This window comes from Haloarchaeobius marinus (assembly GCF_051207415.1).
Lineage (GTDB): Archaea > Halobacteriota > Halobacteria > Halobacteriales > Natrialbaceae > Haloarchaeobius.
In genome coordinates this window covers 269,157-281,033 of record NZ_JBPKGD010000002.1, presented here as the reverse complement: position 1 = coordinate 281,033, position 11,877 = coordinate 269,157, and the positions used below count along the sequence as shown (strand labels likewise).

10 protein-coding genes are annotated in these 11,877 nt (G+C 69.4%); 6 read left to right on the top strand and 4 right to left on the bottom strand.

Features of this window, described 5'->3' with window-relative positions:
- Positions 1 to 35: 35 nt before the first annotated feature.
- Positions 36 to 1,469: a hypothetical protein gene (locus ACSC1W_RS07500; protein WP_435346312.1), complete on the bottom strand. Its 1,434-nt coding sequence runs from the start codon at positions 1,467 to 1,469 to the stop codon at positions 36 to 38.
- Between the two features lie 141 nt (positions 1,470 to 1,610).
- On the opposite strand from ACSC1W_RS07500, the gene ACSC1W_RS07495 reads away from it, so the two are divergent.
- The gene (locus tag ACSC1W_RS07495; protein WP_435346311.1) at positions 1,611 to 3,134 is read left to right on the top strand and encodes a replication factor C large subunit; all 1,524 of its coding nucleotides are present in this window, start codon (positions 1,611 to 1,613) and stop codon (positions 3,132 to 3,134) included.
- 115 nt (positions 3,135 to 3,249) lie between these two features.
- On the top strand, positions 3,250 to 4,713 hold the full coding sequence (locus ACSC1W_RS07490) for a hypothetical protein (RefSeq protein WP_435346310.1): 1,464 nt from the start codon (positions 3,250 to 3,252) through the stop codon (positions 4,711 to 4,713).
- A gap of 26 nt (positions 4,714 to 4,739) precedes the next feature.
- Here ACSC1W_RS07490 and ACSC1W_RS07485 read toward each other — a convergent pair whose 3' ends face one another.
- The gene (locus ACSC1W_RS07485) at positions 4,740 to 5,948 is read right to left on the bottom strand and encodes an aminotransferase class I/II-fold pyridoxal phosphate-dependent enzyme (protein WP_435346309.1); all 1,209 of its coding nucleotides are present in this window, start codon (positions 5,946 to 5,948) and stop codon (positions 4,740 to 4,742) included.
- Positions 5,949 to 6,089: 141 nt separating this feature from the next.
- Between ACSC1W_RS07485 and ACSC1W_RS07480 the strand changes: the two genes are divergently transcribed.
- Together ACSC1W_RS07480 and ppc are read left to right on the top strand one after the other, a co-directional pair.
- On the top strand, positions 6,090 to 6,413 hold the full coding sequence (locus tag ACSC1W_RS07480) for a transcription factor S (protein ID WP_435346308.1): 324 nt from the start codon (positions 6,090 to 6,092) through the stop codon (positions 6,411 to 6,413).
- Between the two features lie 93 nt (positions 6,414 to 6,506).
- A complete protein-coding gene (ppc, locus tag ACSC1W_RS07475; RefSeq protein WP_435346307.1) occupies positions 6,507 to 9,194 on the top strand; it encodes a phosphoenolpyruvate carboxylase in 2,688 nt (895 codons plus the stop codon).
- Between the two features lie 285 nt (positions 9,195 to 9,479).
- On the opposite strand, the gene ACSC1W_RS07470 is transcribed toward ppc, so the two are convergent.
- Positions 9,480 to 9,911, bottom strand: a complete 432-nt coding sequence (locus ACSC1W_RS07470) for a response regulator (RefSeq protein WP_435346306.1) — start codon at positions 9,909 to 9,911, stop codon at positions 9,480 to 9,482.
- A 158-nt stretch (positions 9,912 to 10,069) separates the two neighbouring features.
- Between ACSC1W_RS07470 and ACSC1W_RS07465 the strand changes: the two genes are divergently transcribed.
- Both ACSC1W_RS07465 and ACSC1W_RS07460 read left to right on the top strand, forming a co-directional pair.
- Positions 10,070 to 10,576: a YkgJ family cysteine cluster protein gene (locus ACSC1W_RS07465; RefSeq protein WP_435346305.1), complete on the top strand. Its 507-nt coding sequence runs from the start codon at positions 10,070 to 10,072 to the stop codon at positions 10,574 to 10,576.
- 52 nt (positions 10,577 to 10,628) lie between these two features.
- The gene (locus ACSC1W_RS07460; RefSeq protein ID WP_435346304.1) at positions 10,629 to 10,931 is read left to right on the top strand and encodes a hypothetical protein; all 303 of its coding nucleotides are present in this window, start codon (positions 10,629 to 10,631) and stop codon (positions 10,929 to 10,931) included.
- Between the two features lie 4 nt (positions 10,932 to 10,935).
- Here ACSC1W_RS07460 and ACSC1W_RS07455 read toward each other — a convergent pair whose 3' ends face one another.
- Positions 10,936 to 11,832 carry a ZIP family metal transporter gene (locus ACSC1W_RS07455; protein ID WP_435346303.1) on the bottom strand — a complete coding sequence of 299 codons (897 nt, stop codon included), beginning with the start codon at positions 11,830 to 11,832 and terminating at the stop codon, positions 10,936 to 10,938.
- Between the last annotated feature and the right edge of the window lie 45 nt (positions 11,833 to 11,877).

The window sequence follows — 11,877 nt, the reverse complement described above, 5'->3', positions numbered from 1 at the left end:
CGCCGGACCGGGTCGCGGCCGTCCCGTTCGACGGGTCAGGTCGCGTACAGCCGGTTCCGCGTCCGTTCGCAGGCATCCCGGAGCGCGTCCGTGCGCGCGCACGATTCGACCCACTCCACGTGCTCGACGTCGCCCGGGCCGCCGAGGTGCCCGAGCGCGAACGTCGCCTCGCGGACGACCCCGTGCGGTCGCCTAGTCGGGTCGGCGTACGTCCGCACCGCGCCGGCCGACGCCGCACGGTCGCGGCCAACGTCGTGGTCCGCGGCAGCGAGGTAGCACAGGCCGGTCACCCCGGCAGCGGCGGCGTGCCCGTCCTCGCCGGCGAGTCGCTCGAACGTCGCCTGCCAGCGCGCCCCCGCGTCCGGGTCTGCACGGACGAGGGTCGCGAGAGTCGCCCCCGCGAGGAACCTGACGCGTGGGTTCTCGCGTTCGGTCCCCGCCCGGAGGGTGTCGCCGAACGGTTCGACGTGTCGCGGATGCGTCCGGGCGAACTCACAGAGCGCCGAGAGCGCCTGGATGCTCGACCGGGCCTCGTCCCCGTCGAGCATCGCACCGAGTCGACGGACCACCGGCGGTCTGCGCTCGTCGGCCGCACCGCCGAGGCTGGCCTCGTCCACGTCGAGGAGGGCGTCCGGGCGTTCCCAGGCGAGCGAGGCGACGGCGGCCGCGCTCGCACCCCGGATGGTCTCGTCCTCGTCGCCGAGTCCGCGGACGAGCAGTTGCCGGACGGTCCCGTCGATGGTCGCGAGGTGGGTCAACGCCGTCGTGACCGCCCGGAGGTAGTCGACGCTGACGAGGTGGGCGCCACGCTGTGCCTCGAACTCGTCCACCAGCGTCGAGGACACCGGGCGAACGCGGTGCGGGTCGTGGGCCGCGACCTCCGCCAGTCTGCTGGCCGCGTCGGTCGCGAGCGCCTCGCGGTCCAGGCGCTCGGCGAGGTCGAACGCCTCGTCGTCGTGGGGAGGGTCGGGGTCGCGACGCGTCGCCTCGACGTACGAACGGTACACCTCGCGGTGGTGTGGCTCGCAGAGGCGATACAGCGTCGCCGAGTCCGCCGTGACCGGGAGCGAGCGCGCCTCGCAGTCCTCGCAGTCGGCGGTGCAGTCGACCGCCGCCTCCCGGGAGTGCTCGTGCCGCCAGTAGCCCGGGCGGCGGGTGGGGCGCATCGCGCCACCGGCGCGAGCGTACGCCTGCACGACCCGGGTGAGGTCGTCGAGTTCGGCGGCGTCGGCCGGCCGCTCGAAGCGCTCGAACGACGACCGCCACGTCACCTGCCCGAGGCGGTTCGCGACGCCCGTGAGGGCACCCTCGTCGAGGGTCGTGTCGAGGTTCGTCGCGAGCACGCTCCGGAAGAAGGGGCCGTAGGCGGACCGGAACGCGTCGGCGCTGGCGACGCCCGCCGCCTCGACAGGTGGGTCGAACGACACGGCCGCCGTCGACGGGAGGTCCCAGCCGGTGTCGAAGGCCATACCCGCCGTTTCGGCCCCCGACGCTTAGTCTCTCCGTCAGACGGGGTCGGCGGCCGTCGTCCGCGACGCGCCGACGACGATGGGTCCGCCGGCGACCGCCCTCCACAACCACTAAACGCACCAGATGCTTACTCCGTCGTAATGACCGACTGGACGGAGAAACACCGGCCCTCGACGCTCTCGGAGGTCCGGGGGAACGACAAGGCCCGCGACGCGCTCCGGGAGTGGGCCGAGACGTGGGACGAGCACCGCGAGGCGGCGCTCGTCCACGGGTCGCCGGGCGTCGGGAAGACGTCGGCCGCCCACGCGCTGGCGAACGACATGGGGTGGCCGGTGATGGAGCTGAACGCGAGCGACTCGCGGACCGCGGACGACATCAAGCGGTTCGCCGGGCGCGCGTCGCAGAACCGGACGCTCGGTGGGACCGGTAGCGGCCGCCAGTTGCTCGTCGTCGACGAGGCCGACAACTTCCACGGCAACGCCGACTACGGCGGGTCGCGGGAGATAACGCGCATCGTCAAGGAGGCGAACCAGCCGATGGTGCTCATCGCCAACGAGTTCTACGACATGAGCAACAGCCTCCGGGACGCCTGCCGCGAGATCGAGTTCCGGGACGTCTCCCGGCGCTCCATCGTGCCGGTGCTGCGCGACATCTGCCGACAGGAGGGCATCGAGTACGAGGACGACGCACTGGACCGCATCGCCGAGGAGACGAGCGGCGACCTCCGGTCGGCCATCAACGACCTGCAGGCGCTCGCCGAGCAGACCGAACGGCTGACCGTCGACGACGTGGTGACGGGCGAACGCGACCGGACGGAGGGCATCTTCGACTTCCTCGACGACGTCATCAAGAAGAAGTCGGCCGAGGAGTCCCTGTACGCCGCCTACGACGTCGACGAGACGCCCGACGACCTGCTCAACTGGGTCGAGGACAACGTGCCCAAGGACTACTACGGCGACGAACTCGCCGACGCCTACGGGTTCCTGGCGAACGCCGACCGCTGGCTCGGGCGCGTGCGCGCCACGCAGGACTACTCCTTCTGGCGCTACGCGACGGACAACGTCGCCGCGGGCGTCGCGGCGGCGCGTCGTCACGACCACGGCGGGTGGACCCGGTACGGGCCACCGTCGTACTGGTCGAAACTGGGCCGGTCGAAGGCCACCCGGAAGAAGCGAGACGCCATCGCGCGCAAGATCGCCGAGACGGGCGGGTTCAGCATGTCGACGGCCCGCCGGGAGGTCATGCCGTTCCTCGCACAGATGACCCACCACTGCAAGCCCCGCGAGTTGACGGTCCGGATGGCCGCGACGTACGACCTCGACGCGTCGGAGGTGTCGTTCGTCACCGGCAGTGGCGAGAGCACGAACAAGGTCCAGGGCATCGTCGAGGAGGCGACCGAACGCCGCGAGGAGGCCGTCGTCGCCCACGCCGGGGACGCCTTCGCCGAGTTCGAACCGGCGGACGACGGCGAGTCGACGGGTGACGTCGAGTCGGCGGCCGACGACGCCGACGCCGACGACGGTGGTGAGACGGCCGACGCCGGCGGCCAGACGACCCTGACCGGTGACGACACCGGCCCCGCCGAGGCGACCGACGCGGACCAGTCGGCCACCGACCCCGACGAGACGGACGACGGTCAGTCCGGTCTCGACGACTGGCTGTGAGCCGTCCCGATCTTCGAACGGCCCCGGCGTCCGATGGAAACTTTCCCCTCGTTCCAGCGTGAAACAATACCACAACGTATAAACCTACAAATTACTGTTTTGCGAGTAGTTCTACATGAAGCGACCACTTCTGGCGCTCGCGCTGGCCCTCATGCTCCTGGTCGCGGGGTGCAACACCACCGACCAGGGGCCGACGGACGTCGAGTCCACCGGGACGCCGACGGACGCGTCCACGACCACACTGCAGAACACGGCGACCGCGACCGAGACTCCGACCACGACGGCGATGGGGGACACAGAGGAACCCTGCGAGTACCGGAGCGAAGACGGCGACCTCGTCCAGGTGTCCGGGGCCTGCCTCGGCTTCGACGCCAACGACGTCTACCTCCGCATCCTGAACATGACCGGGTCGGACCTCGACGAGGGGCCGTCCGTCCGGGTGCTCTCGCCCGACGAGACGAACCCCTACACGTTCGACCAGTTCGACTTCAGCAACGAGTCCTTCCAGGCCGTCATGGGCATCGCACCGAACGGGACGCCGGAGGTGTACGTGGCGGGCTACGCGAGTCCCCAGCCCAACCCCGACGGCTCCGTCACCGTCGACGTCGTGATGCGGTACGTCGACGCCGACGACGGCGCGGGCCGCCCGCAGAACGCCTCCGAGGCCGAGGTCACGCTCGCCCACGAGTTCCTGCACGCGGTGCAGTTCTACGAGGGGAGCCAGGACCGCCTCGCGTCGAACCTGACGAACGAGGGCGTCAACGTCGGGGACGTCGAGACGGCGCTCGTCGAGGGCAGTGCGGTCTACTTCGAGAGCGAGTACCAGAACCAGTACATGGACCGCGAGGCCACCTCACGGAACGTCTCCACGTGGGCGAATAGCTCGGCGTTCTCGATGTACCAGCTCGGCCCGTACGTGATGGGCGAGCGCTACACGCGGTTCCGCGTCGACTCCACGCGGGAGTTCGAACGGCTGTACGACAATCCGCCGATATCGATGGAACAGATAATGCACAACAGGATGCCCGGCGAGGACCCGCCGAAGGAACTCGCGGTCGAGCGCGGTCCCGACTCCGTCTGGAACCACTACTCGGTGTCGACCAGGGGCGAACTGTTCCTCCGGTCCTCGCTCCGGGCAGGCGTCAGCGGTCCCGACGCCGCCGCAGGGGCCGAGGGCTGGGGTGCCGACCGGGTGATGGTGTTCCAGAACCAGAGCTACGGCGAATCGTACAAGAAGGGCTTCGCCTGGGCCATCCGCTTCGACGACGCCGGCGAGCGGTCCGAGTTCACGTCCATCTTCCAGGACTGGCTGGAGAGCCGTGGCCCCCTGCAGAACGGCGTCTACACGATGGACGAGGACCACACCTACCGCCTGGTCGAGGTGAGCGACGAGACGGTCGTCGTCCTGGCCGGACACGAGCGCTTTACCACCCAGGCCGTCGCGACGGGGAACACCAGCCACGTCGAGGTCACGATGACCGACAGCGACCAGACGACCGACGAGCGCGTCCGGACCGGCGACGACGGTGCCGGACGACTCGTCGCCACGCAGCACGCGGTCGGCCGCGTCGCGGTCTGAGACGACCGACTGCCCCTTCTCGACGGTTACAGCAACCCGACCGCCTCGCCAGCCTCGCGGAAGGCGTCGATGCACGCCTCCACGTCCGCCCGCGAGTGCGTCGCCATCGGGACGAGGCGGATGCGACTCGTGCCCTCCGGGACCGTCGGCGGCCGGACGGGGTGCGTGACGATACCGCGGTCCCGTATCGCCTCGGAGAGCGCGAGCGCGTCCTGGCCGTCGCCGACGACGACCGGGAGGATCTGCGTGTCGCCACACACCTCGTAGCCCAGCGACTCCAGGCCACTCCGCAACTGGCCGACGTTCGACCAGAGGCGGTCCCGGCACTCGCCGTGGCGAGCGAGGTGGAGCGCCTCGCTGGCGGCGGCGGCCGACGGCGGGGCGAGACCGGTCGAGAACGCGAAGGACGGCGCGACGTTGACGAGGTGTTCGACCAGCGTCTCGCTCCCGGCGACGTAGCCACCCTGGCTCGCCAGGGCCTTCGACAGCGTCCCCATCTGGACGTGGACGCGGTCTTCGAGACCCTCGCGCTGGACGACGCCGCCGCCGTCGACGTACAGGCCGGTCGCGTGCGCCTCGTCGACCATCAGCCACGCGCCGAACGTCTCGACGACGTCACAGAGCGCAGCGAGCGGGGCGACGGTCCCGTCCAGTCGGAACACCGAATCGGTGACGACGAGCCACGACTCGTCGTCGGTCCCGTCGCCGTCCGCCCGGTCGGCCATCCGCCGGCGGAGGTCGTCCGCGTCGCGGTGGTCGTAGACGACGGTCTCGGCGTCGGTGAGCCGACAGCCGTCGACGACGCTCTCGTGGGTCGACTCGTCCGAGAACACGACGTCCGGGTCGAGCGCGGCGACGGTGCCCACGTTCGCCGCGTAGCCCGACGAGAAGGCGAGCGCACGCTCCATGCCCGTCACCTCGGCGAGTCGCAACTCGAGGTCGCGGTGCGTGAGCGTGTCGCCGGCGACGAGTCGGCTCGACCCCGCACCGGTGCCGACGGTGTCGGCCGCCCGCGCCGCGGCGTCCTGCACCCGCGAGTCCTGCGTCAGGCCGAGGTAGTTGTTCCCGGCGAAGACGAGGTGCTGTGACCCGTCGAGCACGGGCAGGCCAGCCCCCGGGTCGGGGGCGAAGTAACTTCGCTCTGCGACGCGGTCGACGGGCGCGACGTCGTGGTAGCTGTCGGTCTCGTGTCGGGCGGCGACGCGGTCGGCGAGGTCGAACCCGCGCTCGGTCATCTACCGCCCCTCTCTCCTCCTCGGTCATGACCTTCATGGTTTCCCACGACGGCGTCCCGGGGTCGTCCGTACGGGCGAGTGTCGAGCCGACCGATTGTCAAAAGGTGTTCGAGGACGTACGTCTAGCGAACCTACAGGACGATGCGATTCTGTGACGACTGCGGTTCGATGATGAAGGCACAGGGCGACGAGTGGGTCTGTTCGAGTTGCGGCGCGACCGAACCCCGGGACCGGCGCGACGAGACCGAGTTCGTCAGCACGGAGTCCCAGACCGACAGCGAGGTCATCGAGACCGACGAGAACACGGACTTCGAGGGGAAACCCACCGCGACGGACGTGAAGTGCGACGCCTGCGGGAACGAGGAGGCGTGGTACTACATCCAGCAGACGGCGTCGGCCGACGAACCGCCGACGCGCTTCTTCAAGTGCACGGAGTGCGGGAAGAAGTGGCGGGGGTACAACTAGGCGACGTCTTACACGATTGATTTACTACGATTCGAGTGGCAATTTTCTCCCTGGTGGTGGACCGTTATAGGAGTCCGACCCGTACACCGTGCTATGGACTTACACGCCAGGGACGTCCGACAGGACGTCCGGGAGCTCGGCGCACTCCTCGGCGACGTACTCGAGGCCCAGTCGTCGCGGGGTGCGTTCGAGACGGTCGAATCGGTACGAACGCAGGCCATCGACTACCGCCGCGGCGACATCGAGAGCCGTGACGAACTGGCGGGCGACCTCGAACGACTGACGCCGGAGCTGTCGAGCGTCGTGGCCCGCGCGTTCACGACCTACTTCGAACTCATCAACCTCGCCGAGGAGCGCGAGCGCGTCCGGTCCATCCGGCGCGGTGAACAGGCCGGGACGCTCGAGGACGGCATCCGGGAGGCCGTCGAGTCGCTGGCCGAGGAGGACCCGGAGACGGTCCAGCAGGTCATCGACGACGTGCTCATCGAACCGACGTTCACGGCGCACCCGACGGAGGCCCGGCGCAAGACCGTCAAGGCGAAACTTCGGTCGGTCGCCGACCACCTGGAGGCCCTCGACGAGCGACGGCTGACCGACCAGGAGGCCGACCGGGTGGACCGCTACCTCGAAGCCGAGGTGACGAGCCTCTGGCAGACGCCACAGGTCAGGAAACGGCGACCGCATCCGACCGACGAGGCCCGGAACGTCCAGTGGTACCTCGAGAACACGCTGTTCGACGTGGTCGGGGACGTGTACGACGACCTGGAGCGCGCCGTCGACGAGTCGTTCGAGGACGTCGACGTCGGGAAACTGTTCGAGTTCCGGTCGTGGGCCGGGAGCGACCGGGACGGCAACCCACACGTCACGCCCGAGGTGACGACCGAGACGCTGGAGCGCCAGCGCGACGTCGTGCTGGACCGGTACCGCGCCCGACTGAAGTACCTCTCGGGCATCCTGAGCCAGGACGACCAGCGCCTCGACGTGGGCGAAGCGTTCGAGGCGTCGCTCGCGGCCGACCGGGAGCGCCTGCCGGGCGTCGCCGAGGAGGCGGCCGAGCGCTACCCGAACGAGCCGTACCGGCAGAAGCTGAAACTGATGCGCGAGCGCCTCGACCGGGTCGACGACGTGCGCCCCGGGGGGTACGACGACGCCGACGAACTCGGGGCCGACCTCGACGTACTCGCGGAGAGCCTCCGCGCAAACGGGGCCGAGTCCGTCGTCGACGCCAACCTCGACCCGGTGCGCCGGCAGGTAGCCACGTTCGGCTTCTCGCTGGCGAGTCTCGACCTCCGGGACCACCAGGAGAACCACACCGAGACGGTCGAGGCGGTGTTCGACAGCGTCGGCGTCGACTACCGGGCGGCCGACGAGGACGAGCGCGTCGCCCTGCTGACGGATGCCATCCTGCAGGACGAGGCCATCGTCGACGTGACCGACCGGGAGGGCTTCGACGACCTCCCGGCCCGCGTCCTCCGGCGGTTCGACTGCCTCGCCGACTGGCAGGCCGAGTTCGGGACGCAGGCCATCGACACCTACTGCATCTCGATGACCGACGAACCGAGTCACGTCCTCGAAGTGCTCTTCCTCGCCGACCAGGCCGGCGTCGTCCAGTTGCCCGAGTACTGCGGGCTGGACGTCGTCCCCCTGCTGGAGACCGAACGCGCGCTCTCGCAGGCCCGGCGCATCATGGGCACCCTGTTCGAGAACGAGGCGTACTCGACGGCCCTCGACGCGCGGGGTAACACCCAGGAGATAATGCTCGGGTACTCCGACTCGAACAAGGAGAACGGCTTCCTCGCGGCGAACTGGTCGCTCTACGAGAACCAGCGCCGTCTGGCCGACATCTGCGACGAGTTCGACGTGACGATGCGCCTGTTCCACGGACGCGGCGGGTCCATCTCGCGTGGCGGCGGCCCGATGCACGAGGCACTGCTCGCGTTGCCGAACCGCTCGGTCACCGGCCAGGTGAAGTTCACCGAGCAGGGCGAGGCCATCGCCGAGAAGTACGCCAACCGGCGCGTGGCGAAGCGCGAGATAGAGCAGATGCTCAACGCACAGCTCCAGGCACGACGGAACGCCATCGAGACGCCCGAGGAGTCCATCCCCGACGAGTGGGTCGAGGCGCTCGACACCATGTCGGCAGCGGCCCGCGAGGAGTACCGCGACCTGCTGGAGACGGACGGCTTCGTCCGGTACTTCGAGCAGGCTACGCCCATCACGGTCATCGAGGACCTGAACCTCGGGTCGCGTCCGGCCTCGCGGTCCGGCGAGCGAACCGTCGAGGACCTCCGGGCCATCCCGTGGGTGTTCTCGTGGACCCAGTCGCGCTGTATCCTCCCCGGGTGGTACGCGCTGGCGACGGGCCTCGACGCGTACCTCGACGACGAGGGCGACCTCGAGACGCTCGGCGAGATGTACGAGTCGTGGCCGTTCTTCCGGTCCACGCTCGACAACGCGGCGCTGTCGCTCGCACGGACCGACCTCGACGTGGCCCAGCACTACGCTGTCCTGGCCGACCCGGACCTGCGAGAGCGGTTCTTCCCGCGCATCGAGGGCGAGTACGAACGTGCGGCCGACCTGGTGACCGAGATCGCCGACCGGGAGACGCTGTACGCCCGGGACTGGTTCGGCGAGAGCCTCCGCCGGCGCAACCCGTACGTCGACCCGCTGAACCTGCTCCAGACGCGACTGCTCGACCAGACCCACCGGACCGAGGAGGAGGAACGGACGCTCAGACTCACCGTCAAGGGCATCGCCGCCGGCATGAAGAACACGGGCTGACGTCGGCGAGGCGAGTTGTCCAGGTCCGCCCCGACGGAACGTCCACCCGGACGGGGCGACCGTTCCGGAGTCGATAGCGGTGCTGGTCGGTCTGAACGGTCTGCGCGAGAATCGGTGGTGCAGAATCGGTCGCGAGTGGTGGTGGTGAGTTCGCGACCGAGTACGGCCGTGACTCCCATCGGAAGACGACCGGGTCCGGCCGTGGACGGTGGCTATGTCGGGTGTTCGCCGGGCGACCCCGGCATCTGAACCTTGAGCCGAGTCGACAATGGAAGTGAACCCTACTCAGTTAGGGCCGTCGCTCCGCCTGTCGTCGAGGCGGTCGACGGTTCCCATCAACCGTTCGCGGTCGACCGGTTTCAGGAGGTAGGCGTCGAACGGGAGCTGGTGGGCTTCCATCCCGGGGCGGACGGCGGACACCACCGCCACCTGGAAGGTCGCGTCCCGGGCCCGCAACTGCCGGAGGACGGTCTCTCCGGAGACCGCGGGCATGCGCCTGTCGAGGACCACGTGGTCGACGGATACGTCGCAGGCGTCGAGCGCCTCGTCCCCGCCGTACGCCGTCCGGACCTCGTACGAGTCGCGGAGCCAGAGCGCGTACGTGTCGGCGAGGTCCACGTCGTCGTCGACGACGAGGACCGTCCCGTCCGGGTCGGTGTCGTCGCTCGTCGCTGTCTCCTCGGCCGACCGGTCTGACGATGCTGACTGGTCACGCATGCGAACTGGGTACAGTCACCGGTTCACGTCACGGTTCGTGCTCGTGGTGCAACAGGGCCCGACCTACGTACCTCGGACGGCGGGACCGCCGAGGGGGACGCGACGCGCGGGCGCCCGAGAGGACAACCCCTTTTGCCGTCCGGCCCCGACCTCCGGTGATGGCCGAGTCGCGTCGCGTCGAGGTCCACCCGGGACGGGAGGCCGTCGTCGACTTCGACCCGTCGCTCACGTTCGAGTGCGTCGACGACTGCACGTGGTGCTGCCAGCACGGCGTGTTGCTGTACGAACCCGACTTCTTCGAACTGGCGAAACACGCGGACCTCGGCGACGCGACGACGACGTTCCGCGGCGAGGACTTCGTCCGCAAGGAGGCGAAAGACCGGGACGAACACGTCGGCGACGACGGCGAAGCCTGCTACTTCCTCCGGGAGGACGGCCTCTGCTCCCTGCACCTCGAACACGACTGGAAACCGGCGCGCTGTTCGGTGTTCCCGCTGGCCGTGACCGTCGAGGACGGGGACATCCACGTCGACGTCCGCGACAGCGCCCACGAGCACTGCGAGGGACTGGACGTCTCCGACCGGAAGGTCGTCGACAACCTCGACGCCTTCCTCCCCGAGGTCCTCTGGGAACTGGAGAACCCCGAGAGCGACCGCGCGCTGTGAGCCAACCCGTCTAGCCCGTCCGTTCTGGTGGCTGGCGGACCCTCCGTCCGACGTGGACCGATACACCGACGACGAGCGAACGTTCGTGCACGACCCCGCACACGAGGACACGGAACACGTCGGCGTCCTCGAGAAGGGGACGAACGTGTTCTACCAGGCGAACGAGTCGATGTTCTACCACACCGAACTCGACGAGGAGCGCCAGGAGCACACCTTCGTCCGGGACTCCGGGCGCCACGTCGGTGCCGAGGAGACCGTCGCGAGCGTCATCGAGGACATCGGTGACAGCTGGGACTCCCTCTCGGAGTGGGCGAAAGACCACCTGGAGGACGACGAGAACCGAGACGGTCCCTGACCGCTCAGGCGGAGACCGCGAGCCAGGCGACGAAGACGACCACGCCGCCGAGGAACGTGCTGGTGACGGCGTGGACGCGAAGCCTGTCGAGCAGGTGGTGTGCGTCGTCGGACACCTGTGCGACCTCGTAGACCTCGCCGCCGAGTTCACACCGCGGGAGGAAGTCCATCGCGACGTGGAGGAAGACGCCGGCGGCGAAGCCGAACACGGCGGCGGTGACCACGGGGTCGCCCGACAGGTCGAGGAAGCTGGCCGGGATGGCCGTCAGACCGACGCCGGTCGCCGGCAGGAGGAGGATGGAGGGAGCCTTCCCCTTCGCGGCGAGGCGTCGCGCCGCGGCGTAGCCGGCCGGCCCCTTGTGCGAGACGATGGCGAGGCCGAGGCCGATGCCGAGGGCGGGCATCGTCCCGTAGACGATGCCGATGATGACGCCGGCCGCCAGCGAGTGCGCCGAGAGTTCGACGACGGTGTGGTCGAAGCCCAGGTCGACGTGTGCGAACCGGTGCCCGATGGTGTGGGACGCGAACCCGGTCAGCAGGCCGGCCGCCACGCCTGCTCCGGCGTACTTCATGCCGACGCCGGGGTCGACCGCGCCCTGTGCCAGTCCGAACGCCTGGGGGAGCAGGAACAGGGACGCGCTGACGATCATCGCACCCGAGGCGAGTCCGTATCCCCAGACGAGCGTGCGTGCGTGCTGGTCCTTCGCCCGCACGCCGACCGGGATGGCGAGCGCCATGGCGAAGAAGGCGACCCACCCGATGCCGACCGGTTTCATGGCGTCGACGTTCGACGCGTTGACGACGCCAGCGGCGCTGAACACGAGGAGCAAGGTGACGGCCGCGAGCCCGACCGACGAGAGGCCGCCGAGAGATTGCCAAGACGAGGTCTCTGCTGAACCCATTATTAGTAACTCGACGGCACGGATTAATAAGCGGTTCGATTGGCC